The sequence below is a fragment of the Stenotrophomonas sp. Ker107b genome, assembly GCF_053847245.1.
The window spans coordinates 276984-298339 of record NZ_JBSPHX010000003.1 but is presented as its reverse complement, the minus strand read 5'-3'; the positions used below and the strand labels follow the sequence as shown (position 1 = coordinate 298339).

Annotated in this window: 12 protein-coding genes; 3 read left to right on the top strand and 9 right to left on the bottom strand. The window is 67.9% G+C overall.

What is annotated here, in order from left to right:
- Window positions 1-105: 105 nt before the first annotated feature.
- A complete protein-coding gene (locus ACWV8V_RS16565; RefSeq protein WP_259261817.1) occupies window positions 106-3642 on the top strand; it encodes an autotransporter domain-containing protein in 3537 nt (1178 codons plus the stop codon).
- A gap of 102 nt (window positions 3643-3744) precedes the next feature.
- Here ACWV8V_RS16565 and ACWV8V_RS16560 read toward each other — a convergent pair whose 3' ends face one another.
- Window positions 3745-4224, bottom strand: coding sequence for an RcnB family protein (locus ACWV8V_RS16560; RefSeq protein WP_259261816.1), 480 nt, complete (start codon window positions 4222-4224; stop codon window positions 3745-3747).
- 235 nt (window positions 4225-4459) lie between these two features.
- On the opposite strand from ACWV8V_RS16560, the gene ettA reads away from it, so the two are divergent.
- Window positions 4460-6124 carry an energy-dependent translational throttle protein EttA gene (gene ettA / locus ACWV8V_RS16555; protein ID WP_121042662.1) on the top strand — a complete coding sequence of 555 codons (1665 nt, stop codon included), beginning with the start codon at window positions 4460-4462 and terminating at the stop codon, window positions 6122-6124.
- Between the two features lie 93 nt (window positions 6125-6217).
- Entirely contained in the window at window positions 6218-7534 is a 1317-nt protein-coding gene (locus tag ACWV8V_RS16550; RefSeq protein ID WP_152152404.1) for an NCS2 family permease, read from the top strand.
- A 37-nt stretch (window positions 7535-7571) separates the two neighbouring features.
- Here ACWV8V_RS16550 and bcsZ (ACWV8V_RS16545) read toward each other — a convergent pair whose 3' ends face one another.
- From bcsZ (ACWV8V_RS16545) to pncB, 8 genes are all read right to left on the bottom strand, one after another.
- Window positions 7572-8693, bottom strand: a complete 1122-nt coding sequence (bcsZ, locus tag ACWV8V_RS16545) for a cellulose synthase complex periplasmic endoglucanase BcsZ (protein WP_455900310.1) — start codon at window positions 8691-8693, stop codon at window positions 7572-7574.
- A 127-nt stretch (window positions 8694-8820) separates the two neighbouring features.
- Complete coding sequence (locus tag ACWV8V_RS16540; RefSeq protein ID WP_259261814.1) at window positions 8821-13302, bottom strand: cellulose biosynthesis protein BcsC; 4482 nt, start codon at window positions 13300-13302, stop codon at window positions 8821-8823.
- The gene (gene bcsZ, locus ACWV8V_RS16535) at window positions 13284-14444 is read right to left on the bottom strand and encodes a cellulose synthase complex periplasmic endoglucanase BcsZ (protein ID WP_259261813.1); all 1161 of its coding nucleotides are present in this window, start codon (window positions 14442-14444) and stop codon (window positions 13284-13286) included. Before bcsZ (ACWV8V_RS16535) ends, ACWV8V_RS16540 begins: the two co-directional genes overlap by 19 nt.
- Window positions 14445-14446: 2 nt before the next feature.
- Window positions 14447-16786, bottom strand: coding sequence for a cellulose biosynthesis cyclic di-GMP-binding regulatory protein BcsB (gene bcsB / locus ACWV8V_RS16530; protein WP_455900247.1), 2340 nt, complete (start codon window positions 16784-16786; stop codon window positions 14447-14449).
- Window positions 16783-18933: a UDP-forming cellulose synthase catalytic subunit gene (bcsA, locus tag ACWV8V_RS16525; RefSeq protein WP_259261811.1), complete on the bottom strand. Its 2151-nt coding sequence runs from the start codon at window positions 18931-18933 to the stop codon at window positions 16783-16785. The genes bcsB and bcsA overlap by 4 nt, the downstream gene beginning before the upstream one ends.
- A gap of 99 nt (window positions 18934-19032) precedes the next feature.
- Window positions 19033-19407, bottom strand: a complete 375-nt coding sequence (locus ACWV8V_RS16520; RefSeq protein WP_455900246.1) for a hypothetical protein — start codon at window positions 19405-19407, stop codon at window positions 19033-19035.
- A gap of 27 nt (window positions 19408-19434) precedes the next feature.
- On the bottom strand, window positions 19435-19893 hold the full coding sequence (gene bcsD / locus ACWV8V_RS16515; RefSeq protein ID WP_455900245.1) for a cellulose biosynthesis protein BcsD: 459 nt from the start codon (window positions 19891-19893) through the stop codon (window positions 19435-19437).
- A 233-nt stretch (window positions 19894-20126) separates the two neighbouring features.
- Window positions 20127-21305: a nicotinate phosphoribosyltransferase gene (pncB, locus tag ACWV8V_RS16510; protein ID WP_259261809.1), complete on the bottom strand. Its 1179-nt coding sequence runs from the start codon at window positions 21303-21305 to the stop codon at window positions 20127-20129.
- Window positions 21306-21356: the final 51 nt, after the last annotated feature.

The following is a 21356-nucleotide window of genomic DNA, read 5'->3' as shown; positions in this document are numbered from 1 at the left end:
GTTCCTTGAATTGTTCATTTTTTGTGATTTCAGACCCTAAAGGCGTTCAACCAGCGGCCGTTATTCCCAATTCAGGGAATCGTCTCATTCAAACAGGGGTTGGCTGTGAATCATGTGTATCGCGTGGTCTTCAATCACGCGCTGAAGTGCGTGCAGGTTGTTTCAGAAATCGCCCGCGGCGGCCGCGCGGCCTCGTCCACCGCCGCGCGTCGCGCGCCGCAGCTGGCCGCGCTGTCCACCGCCATCGCACTGGGCTGCATCGCGCCTGTCGCGTTCGCGGCGGAGCCTATGTGGAATGAATGGCGCGGGACGATCGACAGTGACTGGGCAACCCCCGGCAACTGGCAGCTGGGCGAACCCAGTGCCGCCGACCTGCTGGCCCGCGCGACGTACATCGACAGCAACCGCACCGCCATCGTGGGCACCACGGGCGAAGCCACCAATCACATCCACGTGGGTGACACCGGCATCGGCACGCTGGTGATCCAGGGCGGCGGTCAGCTGACCTCGGCCACCATCTTCATGGGCACCGGCGAAGTCCTCGGCACCCGCGGCACGGCCGACGGCCGCGCCACCATCAGCGGTGCCGGTTCGACCTGGACCTCGTTGGGGACCATTGGCGTCGGGCATTGGGGCAAGGGCCTGGTCGACGTCGACAACGGCGGCACGCTGGCGATCGGCAGCGACGCCTACATCGCCTCCGGGCTCGGGGCAGTGGGCGTGGTCAACGTTTCCGGCGCAACCTCCTCCTTCACGACCGGCGCCACCCTGCTGCTGGGTGCGGGCGGCAACGGCACCGTGAACGTGACCGATGGGGCGAAGGTGACTGCACAGTTCTCCCGGGTCGGCGTCAACGCGGGCAGCGTGGGCCTGATGGTCGTGAGCGACGGTGCCAGCTGGACCACCACCCGCGACCTCCGCATTGGCGACGGCGGCACCGGCACGGCCCGTCTGTCCGGCGGCGCCACCGCCACGGCGGGCAGCGGCCTTTACGTCGGCTCGGCCGCCACCGGCGTGGGTACGCTGGAAATCAGCGACACCGGCTCCCGCCTGGATGCAGGGGTCGCGCAGATGGTGTTCGGCGACCTGGGCAGCGCCACGGTCACCGTGTTCGACGGCGGACGCTTGAGCGGCGGCGAAGCGTGGCTGGGCAACCGTGTCGGCGGCAACGGCGCGGTCGAGGTCACCGGCACCAACAGCCAGTGGCAGAGCACGATCCTCAAAGTGGGCACCAACGGTACCGGCAGCTTCCTGGTCGACGACGGTGCCAACGCCCTGGTCACCGGCTCGATCGACCTGGCCATGACCAGCACCAGCCGCGGCACGATCACGGTCGGCCAGAACGCCACCCTCACGGTGGGCGACAGCGGCAGCAGTCAGGTCGCCATCACCGCTGGCACCGGCCAGGGCCTGTTCGAACTGGCGGGCGGCACCCTGCGTGCCAACACGTGGCTCAACCTGGACAGTGCCGTGCTGATCTCGGCGGACTCCACCGTGGAGGTGACCAGCAACCTGATGACCTCCCGCGCCTTCAGCGGCAGCGGCGCCCTGCGCAAAACCGGTGCCGACATGCTGATGCTCGGTGCCGACAGCACCTGGAGCGGCGGCCTGTACGTCGACCAGGGCACTCTCTCGGTAGGCACCAGCAAGGCGTTGGGCACCGGCACGCTGCGCATGGCCGACGGCACCTCGCTGGGCCTGGGCAGCCCGATCACGCTGGACAACATCATCGCGCTCAACGGCGAGGTCGGCGTCTGGGTCGCCCCTGGCAACAGCGTGACCTTGGCCGGCGGCGTGCGTGATACCAGCGGCAACAGCCTGCTGGTGAAGAACGACAGCGGCACGCTGGTCCTGGGCGGCAGCGCCTACACCGGCGACACCCGCATCGAAGGCGGCACGCTGCTTGCCACCGGCAATGCACTGCCGACCGGCAACATCGAGATCGGGAACGCCGGCACCTTCGCCGTCGACACCACCCGCGTGCTGCAGTACGCCGGCCAGTTCAGCGGCAGCGGCACCCTGCGCCAGGGGCGCCATTTCCTGACCCTGACCGGCGACAGCAGCGCGTTTACCGGCACCACCGTCGTCAACGGCGGCATGCTGGAGGTGACCGGTGCGCTGGGCGGCGACATCCAGATGACCAACAACGCCCTGCTGGCCGGCACCGGCAGCGTGGGCAGCGCGCACCTGCTCAGCGGCAGCGTGCTGTCGCCTGGCAGCCGCCAGCTTGGCAGCGTCGGGCGTTTGGCGATGAGCGGCGACCTGGTGTTCGACCCGAGCGCGACCTACCAGGTGGACGTTGCCGCCGATGGCCGCAGTGACCTCGTCTCGGTGGCCGGACAGGCCACTCTGGGCACTGCGGGTACCGTGGCCGTTGCGGCAGCCGGCAACTGGGCGGTCTCCACCCGCTACACCGTGCTGACGGCAGGTGATGGTGTGGCGGGCACGTTCGCCGGGGTGAGCAGCAACTTCGCGTTCCTCGATCCGACCTTGAGCTATGACGCCAACAACGTCTATCTGACCATGGCGCGCAATGACGTCTCCATGCCGGAGGTCGAACTGGCCTTCCCCGACGTGGTCGTCAACGCCAACCAGAAGGCCGTGGCCGGCGCGGTGGAAGCGCTGGGCGCGGGCAATGCGGTGTATGACGCCGTCGTCCGCCTGGAAGTGCCACAGGTAGTGCCGGCCTTCGACAGTCTGGGCGGTGAAATCCACGCCGCCGCACGCACCGCACTGCTGCAGGATCGCTTCCTGCGCGATGGCATCCATCAGCGCCTGGACGGTGCCGCGGTGAGTGGCGTCCTCGCCGGCAACACCGGCGTGTGGGTGGCCGGCAGCGGCAACTCGCTGCGCCTGGATGCCGATGGCGTGGGCGCGCGTTCGCGCGTGCAGCAGCAGGGCCTGATGGCCGGTGCCGACTGGCGCATCAGCGAGCGCGTGCTGCTGGGCGTGGCGGTGGGCGAGCAGACCTTGACCAATCGACTGGACGACCGCCAGGCCAAGGCCGACGCGGATGCCACCGAATACGGCGTGTACGGCCAGTTCCAGGGCGAACACTTCGGGTTGCGCGGTGGCGTCAGCCGCACCGACTACCGCATCGACACCACCCGCGCGGTGACCGTCGGCAGCACCTTGTCGCAGTCGTTGGCGGCACGGTCGGATGCCACCGCCACCCGCGTGTTCGCGCGCGCGGGCTGGGACTTCACGGCCCGCACCCTGACGCTGACCCCGGAGATCGAACTGGCACACGTGCGTCTGCGCAGTGACCGGATCGCCGAAACCGGCGGCAGCAGTGCGCTGCAGGTGCAGGCCAACCGCGATGAACTGAGCACCGGCGTGGCAGCGCTGCGCGCGGTGTGGGACATCAGCGGCGGGCAGCGTGACCGTGCGGCGCTCACTGCACGGGTCGGCTGGCAGTATGCCGATGGTGACCTGGGGGCAACGACGCGTGCGCGCTTCGAGAACGGTGATACGACCTTTGCGATGCAGTCCGTGCCGCTGGCGCGCAGCATGGGTCTTGCCGAGCTGGGCGTGGCGGTCAACCCGACCACGGCAAGCCGCCTGTCGCTGCAGGCGCAGACCAGCGCCGGCGACGGCCAGCGCGATGTGGGCGTACAGCTGAACTGGTCCGTCCAGTTCTGATACAGCGCGTTGCTTCAAACAAAGGGCCCGCTTGCGCGGGCCCTTTGTCATGGTGCCGTTCGAACGCTAACGGTCAGCGTGTCAGTGCGATGCCAGGCCTGCTTACCGGTTGATCACGTAATCCGCAATGATCCCGGTGGCGATGGCGACCAGCAGCAGGTTGCCGCGATCATCGCGGATCCAGTGGTGGTCGCGCGGCGGGCGGCGCACCGAATAGCGGCTGTAGTCGTTGACCACGTAGACCGGGCCACCGTAGTACTCACGGTAACGGTGGCCACGCGCCCAGCCGTAGGAGCCATACCCCGGCGCCGGGCGATAGACCACACGCGGCGGCGGCGGGCCCGGACGGTAGTAGCCACGGTTGTCGTAGCGAGGGTCGTAACGGCGGTCGTAACGGCGGTCGTGGCGGACCTCGCGACGGTCATGACGATCGTGCCGGTCATGGCGGTTGTCGCGGCGGTCATCACGCCACTCCCGGCGGTCGTGACCGCGGCCACGGTGGTCATCGGCGAAGGCCGGGGCCACGGTGCCCAAGGCCAGCAGCGAGGCAACGGCCCCGACCACAAATCGATTCATGCGCATGACTGGCCTCGCTTGGTGGGTTGATGGCTCCATCATGCGCACCGCGTCTGAACGGTCTCCGGCTGGAAACGGTTTCCAATTCAATGGGTTTGACCCCGCATTCAGGCGGCGGCAAGCCCCGGGCACCTTGGCTCCCGGCGGCCCTGATCGCTTCCGGCTATAATTGGCCCATCCTTTTCTTCTTCTGTTCCTGTTCCGTCCGGAACGGGCGCAGGGTTGCGCCTTCGGAGAGCTCATGTCCTCGCAATACATCTACACCATGAACCGCGTCAGCAAGGTGGTCCCGCCCAAGCGGCAGATCATCAAGGACATCTCGCTGTCGTTCTTCCCCGGTGCCAAGATCGGCCTGCTGGGCCTGAACGGCTCCGGCAAGTCGACGGTGCTCAAGATCATGGCCGGCGTGGATACCGATTTCGAGGGCGAAGCCCGCCCGCAGGCCGGCATCAAGGTCGGCTACCTGGCCCAGGAACCGGAGCTGGACCCGACCAAGACGGTGCGTGAATCCGTCGAGGAAGGCGTGGGCGAAGTGCTGCAGGCCCAGGCCCAGCTGGACGCCGTCTACCTGGCCTATGCCGAGGAAGGCGCCGACTTCGACAAGCTGGCCAAGGAACAGGAGCGCCTGGAGGCGATCCTCGCCGCCGGCGATGCGCACACCCTGGAAAACCAGCTGGACGTGGCCGCCGACGCGCTGCGCCTGCCGCCGTGGGAAGCCATCGTGGGCACCCTGTCCGGTGGTGAAAAGCGTCGTGTGGCGCTGTGCCGCCTGCTGCTGCAGAAGCCGGACATGCTGCTGCTCGATGAACCGACCAACCATCTGGACGCCGAGTCGGTGGAATGGCTGGAGCAGTTCCTGGCCCGCTACACCGGTACCGTCGTGGCCGTCACCCATGATCGCTACTTCCTGGACAACGCCGCCGAGTGGATCCTGGAACTGGATCGCGGCCGCGGCATTCCGTGGAAGGGCAACTACACCGACTGGCTGACCCAGAAGGACGACCGCCTGCGTCAGGAAGACAACCAGGAGAAGTCCCGCCAGAAGGCGATCCAGAAGGAACTGGAGTGGTCGCGCCAGAACGCCAAGGGCGGCCGCACCAAGGGCAAGGCCCGTCTGGCCCGCCTGGAAGAGCTGCAGTCGGTGGATTACCAGAAGCGCAACGAGACCAATGAAATCTTCATCCCGCCGGGCGAGCGCCTGGGCAATGCGGTGATGGAATTCAAGAACGTCTCCAAGAAGTTCGGCGATCGCCTGCTGTTCGACAACCTCAACTTCCTGGTCCCGGGTGGCGCGATCGTCGGCATCATCGGCCCCAACGGTGCCGGTAAGTCGACCCTGTTCAAGATGATCACCGGCCAGGAAAAGCCGGATACCGGCGAGATCGTGGTCGGCCCGACCGTCAAGCTGTCCTACGTGGATCAGAGCCGCGACGCGCTGGAAGGCAACCACAACGTCTTCCAGGAAATCGCTGGCGGCCTGGACATCCTCAACATCAACGGGGTGGAGATCCAGTCGCGCGCTTACATCGGCCGCTTCAACTTCAAGGGCCAGGATCAGCAGAAGCTGGTCGGCTCGCTCTCCGGTGGTGAGCGTGGCCGCCTGCACATGGCCAAGACCCTGCTGCAGGGTGGCAACGTGCTGCTGCTCGATGAACCGTCCAACGATCTGGACATCGAAACCCTGCGTGCGCTGGAAGATGCGCTGCTGGAGTTCCCGGGCAACACCTTCGTGATTTCGCATGACCGCTGGTTCCTGGATCGCATCGCGACCCACATCCTGGCGTTCGAAGGCGATTCGCACGTGGAGTTCTTCCAGGGCAACTACCGCGAGTACGAAGAAGACAAGCGCCGCCGCATGGGCGACGACGCCGCGCCGAAGCGCCTGCGCTTCAAGGCGCTGAAATAAGAAAGGAAAAACGGCCGCGCACTGCGCGGCCGTTTGCATTCCGGTAGGTCACGACCGTTGGTCGTGACGCCTTATCGTCGCGAGATAACCACCATGTCCCTCCCCGAGCGCCTGTTCCAGCTGCAGCAGCACGGCACCTCCGTGCGCACCGAACTGCTGGCCGGCCTGACCACCTTCCTGACGATGTCCTACATCGTGTTCGTCAACCCGGACATCCTGGGCACCACCGGCATGGACCCGGGTGCGGTATTCGTCGCCACCTGCCTGGCCGCTGCACTGGGCTCGATGGTGATGGCGTTCGCCGCCAACTTCCCGGTCGGCATGGCCCCGGGCATGGGCTTGAATGCGTTTTTCGCCTTCACCGTGGTCGGTGCCGCCGGCCTGCCCTGGCAGCAGGCGTTGGCCGCCGTCTTCATATCCGGTCTGGTGTTCCTGGTGTTGTCGCTCACTGGCGTACGCGCGTGGCTGGTGGCGGGCATCCCGCCCTCGCTGCGTGCGGCGATCGTGGCCGGCATCGGGCTGTTCCTGGCGATCATCGCGCTGCAGAAATCCGGCGTGATCATCGCCAACACCGACACGCTGGTCGCACTCGGTCCGCTCAACACCGCGCCACCGCTGCTGGCGCTGGCCGGCTTCCTGCTGATCGCGATCCTGGAGGCGCGCAAGGTGCGCGGTGCGATCCTGATCGGAATCCTGGCCGTGACCGGTGCCGCCTGGCTGCTGGGTGATGTGCAGTTCCACGGCCTGATCTCGCTGCCGCCGAGTCTGGCCCCGACCTTCCTGCAGCTGGACCTGCCCGGCCTGCTGCACCACGACGGCGGCGCGCCGATCGCGGTGTTGCTGCAGGTGGTGCTGGTGTTCGTGCTGGTGGAAGTGTTCGATGCCACCGGCACGCTGTACGGCGTGGTCGGTCGCGCGGGGCTGCTGAAACTACCGGGCGCACAGAAGCGCTTCGGCCGTGCGTTGCTGGCCGACAGCACGGCGATCGTGGCCGGCTCGCTGCTCGGGACCAGCAGCACCACCGCCTTCGCTGAAAGCGCGTCGGGCGTGCAGGCCGGTGGCCGCACCGGGTTGACCGCGTTGGTGGTGGCCGCGCTGTTCCTGGCCGCCCTGTTGTTCTCGCCGCTGGCGGCGATGGTGCCCGGCTACGCCACCGCGCCTGCCCTGCTGTTCGTGGCCGGGCTGATGCTGCGTGAGCTGGTCGATGTGGACTGGGGCGACCTGACCGAATCGGTGCCGGCCGCGCTGTGCGCGTTGGCGATGCCGTTCACCTACTCCATCGCCAATGGTCTGGCCTTCGGCTTCATCGCCTACGCGGTGCTCAAGGCCGGCACCGGGCGCTGGCGCGAGGTGCACCCGGCGGTGTGGCTGGTGGCCGGGCTGTTCGTGCTGCGTTACGCGCTGGAATGAGGGTGTGCCTACCGACCCGCGGTCGGTAGGCGGCGGATCAGGCCCAGGCCGGCCGCAATTGGCCGTCGGCGGCGAAGCGATAGCGACCTTCGTACCAGCCCAGCGCAAACAGGCTGAGCACCTGCTCGTAATAGCGCGGCGGCGCGGCACGCTGCTGCTCCGGTGTGGGCAGGCCAGCCACCATCGCCTTTGCCCGGTCCACTTCACCCTGCGCCTGCAGGTACGGGACCAACGCCGCCTCGAAACCGTAGTTGCCGGTGCCCTCGCGCGCGCCGGTGAGTGTGTTGACCTTCTCGGGTATCAGCTGGCCGTCGCGCAACACCGTCAGCGGGCCGTGCAGCGCCTCCAGCACCGGGCGGAAGCTGTGATCGTTGACCGCGGTCATGCCCGCCCACAGGTAACAGCGGATCGCGTCATAACTGCCGAGCGGGCCCTTGTCGGGGTCGGCGATGAAGCTGCCGTCGCGCCATGCGGTCCAGTCCGGCGCAAAGCCGTGCGGTGCGGTGTCGCGCAACAGACGCATGCTGTTGCCGATCACGGTGGTCCACGGCCCGGTCGGGTCCAGTGCGGCGAACCGGCGCAGCAGCGGCAGTGGGACGTAGCTGGGATTGAAGCGCCAGGTGTCTTCGGTCGCAAACCCGTTCGGCCCCGGCATCAGCATCGTGCCCAGGCCCGGCACATTCACCACTTCCTGGGCCAGGATCGCGGCCAGCATCGCCTCGGCGGTCTGCCGCAGTGCGGGCCGTTTCCACAACCGGGCCGCTTCGTGCAGGGTGTAGGCCAGCCACACGTCCGAGTCGCTGGCCGGGTTGTCGTCCAGCACCTTCCAGGCGCTGGCGGCGGCATCGCGCCCCCACAGCCAGGCCGGCAGGCGCTGGGCCATGCTGCCGCCGGCGAGGTTGTCCTCGGTCCAGCGCAGGATGCGGTCGAACAGCGTCTGATCGTTGTCCACCAGCGCGAAGAACAGCGCGTAGGACTGGCCTTCGGAGGTCGAGCGCTGGTCGGCGTTGTTGTGGTCGACCATGCGGCCGTCCGGGGTCACGCTGGAGGCGCGCATCACCTGCCACGCCGTCCACGGGCCGGGGCCACGCGCTGGACCGTTGGCAGAACACGCCAACAATGGGGTCACGGCCAGCGCCTGCAGCAGGCGGCGGCGCATCGGGTGGAACGATGGGGAATCAGTCACGGGACATCAGCCTCTTCGCAGCAGGAACGGGCCAAGCCTGCGGGACACCCGCGGCCAGGTAAAGCCTGGCAGCGGGCCGGTCATCAGCGCATGACGGCGATCATTCACCCGACGCGTACGGCGAACGCAGCGGCTGCGGCTGCTTGCCCAGCCCGGCGCCGAGGCGGTCGAGCAGGAAGCGCAGGTACAGGCTGGTGCCGAACTGCCGGTAGTCACGCGCGTTGTTGAACTCCATGCGCCCACCCAGGAACAGCTGCGAGGACAGCTGCCATTCGGCGGCGGCGCTGAGGTTGTAGGACACGCCGGTCTTGGTCTGGCCGGTGTAGACCGGATCGACGTACTCGGTGGTCAGGCCCAGCAGCGCGGCCATCGAGGCGGCATCGTAGGCGGCCTGCTGCATCGCCGGATCGGTCGGGAAGTACGGCGCGGCCTCTTCCTTGAAGTGCTGCACGCCGACGCTGGTATCCAGCTGCCAGGCCACGCGGCCGCTGGCGGTGCGGCCATTCCAGTGCACCGGGAAGCCGACATCCACATAACGCTGCGGGCTGAAGTAGCCGCCATGCCCGTAGGTGAAGCCGCTGAGGTTGCGGTCGTACTGCATCGCGGTCAGGTTCAGGCCGGCGGTCAGCGACTGGTTGGTGGTTTCCAGCGCGTGTACGTACACCCCCACGCCGACTTCCTGGCGATCGTTGTCGGCCACGTTCTCGCCTTCCAGGCGGTGCCACGACGCACTGGCGTAGCCGCCCAACTGACCGTTGTCGACGGTCGCGGCGAGCTTGGCGCCGCTGGCGGTCACCCCGCCCCAGCGCAGCCCGTTGCGTCCGTCTTCCACACCGGCGAACGACAGCAGGCTGTCGGTCACGGCGCGGCGCGAGGCTTCGCCGGACCAGGTCAGCGCATCGCCGATCTGGCCGCGGTAGCCGATGCCGCCGACGATCTGGGTGTCATCGAAGCCGAGCGGCGTGCTGCCGACATCCGCGTGGAAGCCACCACGTTCGTAACCCACCGAGACGCCGGCACCGCTGGCATCCTGCGAGCTCATCCGTTGCGAGCCGGCCGCATTGGCCACCATCGCGTACAGGGTGTCCTGGAAGGCCTGTGGGGTCTGCGATCCACCACCGCCCTGGGACAGGGTCTTGAGCTGCGCCTGCTCGGCCGCGCTCAGCCCGCGCACCAGGCCTGCGTTGCCCAACACCTGCGTGGCGATATCGCTGATCGGCGTATTGGCCAGATCGCGGCTGAGGATGTAGCTGGGCAGCGGATCGGCGAACAGCAGCGCACGCGCGGCCGCCGCACGTTCGGCCTGCGTCAGCGAGCCATCGGTCTGGTTGAACAGTTCCTGGTAACGGCCGTTGTCCAGTGCGCGGTCGTAGATCAGATTGCGGGTCGCGTTGCTCTCGCCTCGGGTCAGCAGCGTCTGGTAGAGCGACGAGCCGACCAGGTCATCGACCGGCGTGCGATCAGCCGCCAGTGCGCCGGCCAAGGCGGCCTGCGGGCCACCGCCGAAGCGGCTGGCGCTGGTGTATTCGGGATCCGGGCGACCGGCATCGAGCACGGTCGGCGTGACCGTGACCTTGAGCTTGCCGTCGCCGACCGCGAACTGCCCCTCCAGCGGCACCTGCAGGTCATCGAGTTGGCCCATGCCGGCTTCGCCGGCGCGGGTGCGATACGCCGCGCCCACGGCCAGGCTGCTGCTGTTCTCGGCCTTGAGCGCGCGCAGTTCATCCAGCACGCCGTTGCCGGTGGTGGCCGGCGGCAGTGGGCCAAGCGCGGTATTGCGCGAGGCGCGCGGCGCGCTCGCCTGGCTGGGCACCTGACGCGAGCCGGGCACCGGCAACGGCAGGGCGACACCGCCGCTGGCCGCGGCCGTGGCCATGACCGGTTCCGGCAGACCATCGGCATCGATCACCGGGGTGACGCTTGCCGGGCCCAGGCTCATGCCCATCGACGGGCCGGCGTCCATCGGCAGGGGTTCGGCAGCCAGACGGGCCGTCGCCGCCGGCAGCGGCAGACCGCCGTCACGCAGCGCCGCGGTACGGGTGCCACCGCCACGGTTGAGACCGGCGAACGGATTGAAGCTGCCACCGCCTGCCAGCATCGCGGTGCTGGCCTGCGGGTAGCCGTTGTCGAGCTGGCCGCTGCCCTTCGCAGCAGCCGCCAGCGACGCGCGGAAGTAGCTTTCAGCGCGGCGGTTCTTGCCGGCCGCGCGATACACGCGCCCTGCAGCCGCCAACACATCCGGCGATTCCGGCGCCTGCTTCAGCGCGCGCTCCAGATACTGTTCGGCCAGGTCCATGTCGCGCATCGCCGCGGCACTGCCGGCAGCGGCGACCATCGCATCCAGATCGCCCGGCGCCAACTGCAGCTGCTGCTGATACAGCGCCAGCGCCTGGCCGTTGTCGCCCGCGGCGGCGTACAGCCGTGCCAGCGCAGCGATGTTGCGCGGATCCTGCGGGCGCTCGGCCAAGGCCGGGGCCAGCACCGCATATGCACCTTCCAGATTGCCCAGCTCACGCAGCGCATCGACCTGGCGCAGCACGTAACCGCTGCGCAGATCGTTCAAGCGGGTCTGCTGGCTCGCCGAGAGCGGCACGTCGGCGAGCTGGCGCAGGATCGCGGCGACTTCGCCATCGCGACCGGCGCGCAACAGCACCGAGGCATATTCCAGGCGATTGTCGACGCTGGGCGAACCGCCTTCGATCAGGCGCTGCGCGAGCACGAGGGCGCGCTGCTGGCTGCCGATGTCGGCGTAGGCACCGGCCAACGCGGCCACGATGGACGGATTCTTGACCCGGTCGCCGAGTGCGGCTTCGGCGCGGGCCAGCAACAGCTGCGCTTCGCCACTGCGCTGGCGCTGCATGAGCGAGCGCGCCTGGGCGGCCTGCACCTGCACCCACGCGGTGTCATGCAGCGCAGTCATTTCAGAATCCCGCGAGGCGGTGGGAATGCGTTCGAGCAGCGCATAGGCCCGCGGCCAATCACTGCTTTCCTGGGCGAACAGGGCCTGCGCATACAGCGACGTTGGCGAGCTGTCGTCCAGCGCGCGCAGCCCTTCGATCACACCGTTGGCCTGGTCCGGACGGCCCGCGCGCGTGTACAGCCGCGCCAGTTCAAGCCGCAGCCACGGATCGCGCGGCTGCACCAGCAGCGCGTCTTCCAATTCGATCTGCGCCATCTCGATGCTGCCCTCGGCCAGCGCCTGCTGCGCGCGCGCGCGGGCGAGGTTGGCACGCAGCACGGACTGGCCACCGGCGCTTTCCTGCTGGGCCGGGGTCAGCCGGTCGAACAACGCGGCCGCTTCATCGGCGCGGCCGAGACGGCCGAGCAGGCCGACCAGGCCCTGCAGCGCACCGGCGTTGCCGGCATCCAGTTCCAGTGCCTTGCGGTAGCTGCGCTCGGCCGCGGCCGGATCGCTGCCGCTCTGCAGGTCGGCCAGCGCGACATAGCCGGCGGGCTCCTTGGGCTGCAGCGCGATGACCTGCTGCACACGGGCGATGGCATCGCCGCTGGGCTGGCGACGCACCTCCTGCAGGGTCAGCCAGTAGCGCGCGGCATCGGCCGCGCTGCGCCACTTGCCGTTGATCGCAGCCGCCGGGCGCAGCAGTTCATTGGCTTCGCCGAAACGTTCCTGGCGCAGACGTACCGAACCCAGCCCACCGAGTGCCTCGGCATCGCGCGGCCGCGCGCGCAGTACCTGCGCAAAGCGCGCTTCGGCCTGCGCCAGATTGTTACCGTCCAGCGCGCGGAAGCCCTCGCCGAGCAGGCGCTGGTTCGGATCCTGCGGCACGGGACGGTTGGCCACGGCCTGCTCGCGCAGCTGCGCCTGCTTGGCCGCCACTTCACGATCATTCGGCACCACGTCCAGGAAGGCCTGGTACAGCCCGGCATCGGCGGTGGTGGCGTTGAGCCACAGCAGCGCCTGGCGCCAGGCCGCACGCGCGGGGCCGGCGGTGTCGGTGGCCTGGCTGAGCGTACGCAGCTGGGCGATGCCCTCGCGGCGGGTCGGCTCGCGGTAGGTCAGCACCTGGGCCAGTGCAAGCTTGGCCGGGTTGTTGTTGCCGGTGGCGATACGGCGCAGGCCATCGCGCGCGCGCGTCCAGCCTTCCGGCGTACCGGCCAGCACCTGGTAGTACTCCAGCGCCAGATCGTTGGGCGGGCCGCCCGCACCGAAGGCCTCGTCATAGGCGCGTACCGCCTCGACGTATCGACCGGCCGCCGCCGCACGGCGCGCGGTCTGCAGCTGGTTGCCACCGCCGCCGCCACCAAGCGCCATGCGCAGGCGCGTGGTCTGCGCCGAGGACGGGTGGCGTGCCTGCAGCTGCTGCAGCCGCTTCTGTGCCTCGGCACGGCGGCCCTGGTTGAGGTCGATCAGGCCCAGGCCGAGCAGTGCGTCGGCCTGGTTGGGATCGGTCGCCAGCAGCTTGCGCCAGGCATCGGCCGCCAGATCCTCACGGCCCTGGTCCTGCCAGTAATTGCCCTGGCTGACCAGCTGCTGCGTGGACGATGCGTTCTGCGCGAAGGCCGGCACGGTCAACACGCACAGGCCAACCAGGCAAAGGGGGGTCAGGGTCTTGCGGAACATGGCGAACTCCACGCGGGCAGCAGTCGCCCATCGGCAGAAAAACGGTAGCGGCGATCCATCCAGCCCTTGCCGAACAGCACCAGGGCACGATCGTAATAGTTGAGGGTGCCGGTCGGGATCCGCGCCAGCTGTGCCTTGGCCAGTGCAGGCTGGCCAAGCGCACTGAGATACGGCAGCAGTGCGGCGGCAAAGCCCGGCGAGGGTGCGCCGGTGCCGACCCCCAGACGCGTGTCGATCTTCTCGGCGAAGCCGGTCTGCGCGCGCAGCATCGACAGCGGGCCGGACAGGCCATCAAGCAAGCTGCGCCGCAGCGGATCGGCCGGGTCGGTCATCCCGGCCCAGAGGTAGCAGCGGATGGCATCGTAGCTGCCGAGCGCGCCCTTGCCGGCGTCGACCACGAAGGCCTTGCCGTTCCAGGCGATCCAGTCCGGCGCGAACCCGACCGGGGCGCTGGCGCGGGTCATCGCCACGCTGCGCTCGGCCAGCCGCGCCCACGGACCGCGTGCATCGACGGCGGCGAAGCGGCGCAGCACGAACAGCGGCAGGTAACTGGGGTTGAGCGTCCAGCGGTCGGCCTGCACGAAGCCGCGGTTGCCGGGCAGCAGCATCGGCCCGAATCCGGGCAGCTCGACGATTTCGGCCGTGCGCATCAGCGCGAGCGTCTGCCGCCCGGCCTCGACCAGGCCCGGGCGCTTCCACAGGCGGCCGGCTTCAAGCAGCGCATAAGCGATCCACAACTCACCATCGGAGGCGGTGTTGGGGTCGAGCACGCGGAACTGGCCGTCGGCGGCCCGGCCCCACAGCCACGCCGGCAGATTGAGATCGGCGCGGCCGCGGCAGAGGTGGCGGCGGGTCCAGGCCAGGATGCGGTCGAACAGCACCGGATCGTTGTCGACCAGCGCGAAGAACAACCCGTAGGACTGCGATTCGGAGGTGCTGCGCAGGTCCGTGTTGAGGTGATCGACCACGCGCCCGTCCGGCTCGATGTGCCGATCCACGAACGTGCGCCACTCACGCCACGGCGTGCCACAGGCCTGCGCCCATGCGTCCAGCGGCAACGCGGCGGCAGCACCGGCTGCCGCGAGTGCCTGCAGAAAGCGGCGGCGCGCGAGCGCCGGCGCGGGGACGGACGTGTCGCGCATGCTCAGCCTGACAGCCCGATGCGGGACTTGGCGTTGCGCTTGAGCAGCCAGCGCGCGATCAGGGCCAACAGCAGGCAGGCCAGACCGACGAAGCCAGCCAACAGCAGCGGACTCTGCGAGAAGTACCAGCGCAGCCAGGTCAGCGGCGGCAGGTGGCCGACGTAATACGTCTGGTTGCCGGCCAGGCTGCGCACCTTGTCCTTCTGCAGCAGCACCACGCTGCCCTGGAAATCACGCAGGCGGTCCGGGTCGAACCACGCCTCGAACAGGCGGTTGACCTGCGCCGGATCATCGGCCATCACCGCGATCACGCTGCGCCCCTTGCGCAGGGGCGACTCGAAGCCCATCAGCACGACATCGCCAGCATCCGGACGCACCGACACTTCGGCGGTGGTCGGCAGATCGGTACGGCGCGCATCCGGCGACAGGAACGAGGGCATCCGCTCGAACACCCAGTCCGACAGCTGGAAACGGCGCGACTGCCCCGCCTCGCCGATCGGCAGGTGCGCGGCCCACTCGCCGAACAGCGGCTGGCTGCGACGCGACCCCAGCACGACCAGATCCTGGTCGGCGTGCTCGCCTACCTGGCCGGCAGCGATGATGCGGTTGCGCAGCGCCGGGTAACCGGTCGAGGCACCCATGCGGCCGAGCAGGGTCAGCACGTTGCCGACGTCATCGGCGTTGGGGTTGTTGGGCAGCACCAGCACGGTCTCGGACAGATCGGCCAGACGCGTGAACGGATAACCGGCGTTGCCGAAGGCGGCCAGGTTGGGCATCGCCATGTAATGGTCGAAACCGCTCAGATCGATGCTGGTGTCGCCGTCGATCGCCGCGGACACATCCGGGAAGGTGTTCTTGCATTCGGCCGCCTGCGGGCGATCAAAGAAGAAATGGAAGCGCAGCTGGCTGTTGGACGAGAACGGCCCGGTCGGCAGCATCACCTTCTGCTGGATCGGCATCACGCCCGGCGCCTTCATCTTGTTCCACAGCATCTCCGACACCGAGCGCGGTGCCGGGCGGCCGTTCAAGGGCAGCGTGGTGACGAAGGCATCGTTGATGCTGATGTTCAGCGCCGACTTGTTCGCGCCTTCCGGCAGCGTGTAGCGGTAGCGCAGATCCAGCGGGATGCCATCACGGCGCCACGTGAACAGATCCGGCGGCAGCTGCAGGCCGATCCGGATCAGGTCCGGGTGGTAACCGACCACATTCAACTCGCTGGTCTGCTGGACCAGTTCGGAGACTCGCACCGGGCGATCGCTGGGCACCCACTTTGGCGCGTCGTACGGCTTGCGCGGCGCGATCTCCTTGAAATCGCCGATGCTGGCGGTCGGCCCGGACAACGGCGTGCCCAGGGTCAGCGCGGTGGCCGCGATGCGCAGCTCACCGTCATCGCGGCCGAGCACCAGCAACAACTTGCCGTTGGCATCGTTCGGATTGGCGATCACGGCCAGGGTCGGCCCGCTGATGTCGGGCAGCACCAGGCCGGCCGGCGGGTTGCGCGGGGTGGCCACGACCACCGCGTTGCCTTCCAGCGGCACGGTATCGATCGAGGCCGGGAACAGCGCACCGCGATAGCCCGCCAGCGCGCCGAACCACGAAGAGACGATACCGGCCGACTGCAGCAGCGCCTGCCCCGGCTGACCGGTGAACACGAACGGCAGTTCGAGCCGGTTGGTATCACGGGCATCGAAGAACGGCACCGGCAGCAGCGACAGATCATTGGTCAGCTGCAGCGGCGCCCAGCCCAGTTCCAGATAGCTGCCGGCGTCGATGTTGGCCCACAGGCTGGTGTGGTCCGGATCCTCGCATTCGCGGGTGTAGTGGCCGATCAACTGCAGGTTGATGCGGTTGTAATCGATGATCATGCGCGGATCGATATCGATGTCGCGCTCGATCATCCGCCCGGCCTGCTCGACCGGCGTGGGCAACGTCGCCACGGTGACGTCGTTGACGGTGACCTTCAGGTGCGACAGATCCGGCAACAGCGCCGGTGAATAGCTGTATTTCAGATGCAGCGAGGCGCGATCGACCACCTGGTCGTTGCGCACCGAGAACGGCACGCCCGCGGTGCCCTGGATGCCGCGCAGGGTGATCTCGTAATCGATGCCCAGCTGCTTGAGCGTGGAGCGGCTCTGCCGCGAACCAGCCGCTGGCGCGGCAGGCGGCACGGGCACTGCCGGGGCGGCATCGGCGGGTGCGGCGACGGGCGTGGCCGTTGCGGGTACCGCAGGATCCTGCGCGTAGACCGCGCCACACAGCAGGGTCAGGGTGAACGCCACCGCTGCGGCGGACGGGCGCGGCACGCGCACCGGGCGGAACAGGGAACGGTCACGACGGGTCATGCGGAATCTCCGGTGCGCGGCGGGGTGGGGCCATCCTTGCGGCCTCCCGCAAGAACGAAACTGCCCAGGCGGTGGAAGCCGCGCATGCTGGCCTTGAGGACGTCGGTGGTGGAACGCAGGAACGTATCGCGGTCATGGCGACCCCACAGCTTTACCCAGATATCGGCACGGGCGAAGGTGGAGGTGACCAGCCAGCGTTCCTGCTCCAAGGTCAGCTCGCCGAACTGGATGCTGATGCCCTGGTCGTCGCGATCGTGCCGCACTTCGGCCGGCAGGCGCTCGCTGCGCTGGCGATGGGCCAGTTCAACCTCCACGTACGTACCCGGCTGCACGGGCTGGGACTGGTCCAGCCGCAGCGCCATGCCACCGGTGGAGAAGTTCAGCGTGCGGCACGGCAACGCCTGGCCATCGGGCAGGTGCAGGACTGCCCGCATGTTCAGCGGCACGCGGTGCGAGCGGCGGATCTGGCGCTGTTCGCTGGAGGTAGCGATGACCGCGCCCAGCATGATCATGTTGTAGACGGTCCAGCCCAGGTTCAACCAGATCGTATTGACCTCGCCGCTGGTATCGGCCATCACCATCCGCACGATGCCGGCCACCACGCCCAGCAGGTTCAACAACAGCAGCAGCAGGTACGGGCGGGCGATCTGCGCATCGAAGTAGCTGCGCTGGACCAGGCCCCCCTTGGCCGTCACGTTGAACTTGCCCAGCTTCGGATTGATCACCGCCATCAGGGTCGGGCGCAGGATGTACCAGGCCAGCGTGGTCTCGTAGACCTCGTTCCACAGCAGATGGCGATGCTTGCCCTGCACGCGCAGGTTGGTCAGGTTGGCCATCACGATGTGCGGCAGCGCGTAGGCCAGGATCATCAGCGCCGAGGCGTGGATGACGTGGGCGCCGAAGAACAGGAAGGCCAGCGGCGCGGTCAGGAAGATGATCCGTGGCAGGCCGTAGAAGAAGTGCAGCATCGCGTTGGTGTAGCAGATGCGCTGCATCAGGCTCAGCCCCTTGGCGAACATGGGGTTGTCCACCCGCAGGATCTGCGCCATGCCACGGGCCCAGCGGATGCGCTGGCCGACGTGTGCCGACAGGCTCTCGGTGGCCAGGCCGGCCGCCTGCGGCACCGGGATGTAGGCACTGCGGTAGCCGGCACGGTGCAGACGGATCGCGGTGTGCGCATCCTCGGTGACGGTTTCGACGGCCACGCCACCCACTTCCTCCAGCGGTCCGCGCTTGATCACCGCGCAGGAGCCACAGAAGAAGGTCGCGTTCCACTGGTCGTTGCCATCCTGCAGCAGGCCGTAGAACAGCTCGCCTTCGTTGGGCACGCGCCCGAAGTTGCCCAGGTTGCGCTCGAACGGATCGGCCGAGAAGAAGTAGTGGGGCGTCTGCACCACGGCCATCTTCTCGTCGAACAGGAACCAGCCCATCGACATCTGCAGGAACGAGCGGGTCGGCATGTGGTCGCAGTCGAAGATCGCCACGTACTCGCCGCTGGTCTTCTTCAACGCCGCATTGATATTGCCGGCCTTGGCGTGATTGTTGTTGGTGCGGGTGATGTACTTCACCCCGACCTCGTCGCAGAATTCGCGGAATTCCTCGCGGCGGCCGTCATCGAGCAGGTAGATGTTGAGCTTGTCCGCCGGCCAGTCCAGCACGGTGGCCGCCAGCACGGTGGTGCGTACCACCGACAGCGGCTCGTTGTAGGTCGGGATGAGCACATCCACGGTGGGCCACAGCGACTGGTCTTCGGGCAACGGCATCGGCTTGCGATGCAGCGGCCAGGCCACCTGGAAGTAGCCCAGCACCAGCACGATGAACGAGTACACCTCGGCGGCCACCAGGCCCAGGCCCAGAGTGAGATCGACGAAGCTGCTCATGCCCATCGTGTCGGTCAGGCGCCAGTACATGTAGCGCGTGGACATCACCAGCGACAGGCCCATCAACACCAGCGGGATCAACCGGCTTTCGCGGTTGCGCAGGCACAGGGCGATCAGGAACACCACCGCGGAGAACAGGAACTGCTGACCGATCTCCATGGGCACGGTGATCACGAAGGCCAGCAGCATGGCGCCGCCGACCACCAGCGCAAGCAGCGCCAAGCGGGCCAGAACGGCATCCCCTCTCGGGGTGGAAGTTTTGCTCATGATGTTCCCCAACACGGCCGCACGCAGCGGCATCCCCTTGCATCAGCCGGCACTCCCGCCCCACCCCGAAGGGCGCGGCGAGCGATCACCGGCTACGTTTCACGCCCCGCGCAGCCGGCTCAGCGGGCTGTGCCCCGGCGTCGCGCTACGCGCCCCGGCCAGTCGCTGGAACAGCTGTTCCAGCGGTGTGCTCTGCGCCGGTGCAGCCGCTGCCGGCACGTCGATGGGCGCCGCCTCGGCCGCGGCGATCACGGGCGTGATCACCGGCGCGGCACTGGGTACCGCGGTCAGGCTCGCGGCCGGAATCGGCGGCGGGGCCTCCTCGCGCAGGCGGGCCGTGGTGCTGACCTGCGGCTGGCTGTGGGTGAAATCCTGGTAGGTGCGCGTGTCATCGCGGCCGCCCAAGCGGTTGAAGAGGCCGGCCACGTCATCGTCGTGGCTCTCTGTATCGGCATGTTGCAGAAGCTTGCTCATGGCACCATCAAAGGGGGGGAGAGAGATTCAGAACACACGCGACAGCGTGTATGTCGCTACATCCGGGTTGTCGCTCTGCAGGTGCCGGACATCCAATACCGACACCATCCCGGCGGCGCGGAACCATTGCCGGTACACACCTTCCAGAAAACCAGTATCCCACCCGACGCGGCCGCCGAGTACCGCCGACAACGGCGAGGCGGCATGGTGAATGTGAACCTGTTCCGGCAATTCCTCGAACGCCACCTGGCCCCACTCGGCAGAGGACCAGACCGCATTGGCGGCGTCCTGCAGTTCCTCCAGGGTCGCTGCCGCCGGCAGTGCATGGGCACGGCCGAAGCGTTCACCGATCCGCGCCATCAACCGCGCCAGTTCGGCATCGGGCAACGCACTGTCGAACTCTTCGCAGAGCGCCAGCAGGAAGCCGCGCCACTGGCGAGAGCAGGCGTGGGTACGGTAGTAATCGAGTGGTGATGATGCATTCATCCGGGAAGCCTAGACGAACCACGATGCGGAGGCGGCATACGGGCAATTACCGGCATCGATGTCGGTCAAAAGTGTGAACTGCGCCTCATATTATTGTGGCACATCTGGCTTTCCTGCATAGCGAGCGCGCTGCGTCGCTTCCTGACGCGCAGCGTCACCTGCCCCGGATGGGCTGAACGGAATCGGGGTTGAAGGGTGTCCGGCGGCAGCGGATCGCCGCGCCGGTGCACTGCTCAGCCCTCGGCGGGCAGCTCGAAGACCTGGCGCAGATACGCCAGATAGCCCGGGTCGTCGCACATGCTCTTGCCGGGTGAATCACTCAGCTTGGCGACCGGCTGGCCGTTGCAGCGGACCATCTTGATGACGATGTTGAGCGGGGTCGGGCCCAGGTCATTGGTCAGGTGCGTGCCGACCCCGAAGGCCACCTGGCAGCGGCCGCGGAAATAATCGAACAGCTGCATCACCTTTTCGATGTTCAGCCCGTCGCTGAAGACCAGCACCTTGCTGCGTGGATCCACCCGGCGGCTGTCAAAGTGGGCCAGCATGCGGTCGCCCCAGGTGAAGGGGTCGCCGGAATCGTGGCGGACGCCGTCGAACAGCTTGCAGAAGTACATGTCGAAGTCGCGCAGGAAGGCCTCCAGCCCGACCACATCCGACAGCGCGATACCGAGGTCGCCGCGGTACTCGCGCGCCCAGGATTCCAGCGCGGCCACCTGCGAGTCACGCAGGCGCGGGCCGAGTGCCTGGAACGCCTGCAGGTACTCATGGGCCATCGTGCCGTGCGGGGTCATGCCGTACAGCCGGGCGAAATGCACGTTGCTGGTGCCCACGAACTGCGCACCAAGCGCGTCGCGCAGCATCGGCAGCATCCGCCCATGCCACTGGCGCGAGTAACGGCGGCGGCTGCCGTAATCGGCGATCCGGCACAGCTCGAAGCCGGGGGTATCGCGCAGCAGCGCGGTCTTGGCCTGCAGGCGGCGCTCGCCTTCGCTGAAATCCGAGTCGGTGGTGTTGCGGAACCAGACCTCGTTGATGATCGCCAGCAGCGGGACTTCGAACAGAATGGTGTGCAGCCACGGCCCGGTGATGTCCAGATCGATCTCACCGGGCACGGTGGTCGAGGGGCGCAGCGCGATGTACTTGCGGTCCAGGTGGAACAGGCCGAGGAAATCGGCGAAATCCGGTTTGACGAAGCGCAGGCCGCGCACGTAGTCCAGCTCTTCGGCGCTGAAGCGCAGGCTGCACAGATGGTCGATCTCGGCGTTGATCTGGTCGATGAACTGCGCCAGGTCGATGCCCGGGGTCCGGCACTTGAACCGGTACTGCACCTGCGCGCCGGGGTACTGATGCAGCACTGCCTGCATCATGGTGAATTTGTACAGGTCGGTGTCGAGCAGGGACTGGATGATCATGCTGAAGAGTATGCGCCTGCCACCGTGTACGACCAACGGCCGGTGCCCTCA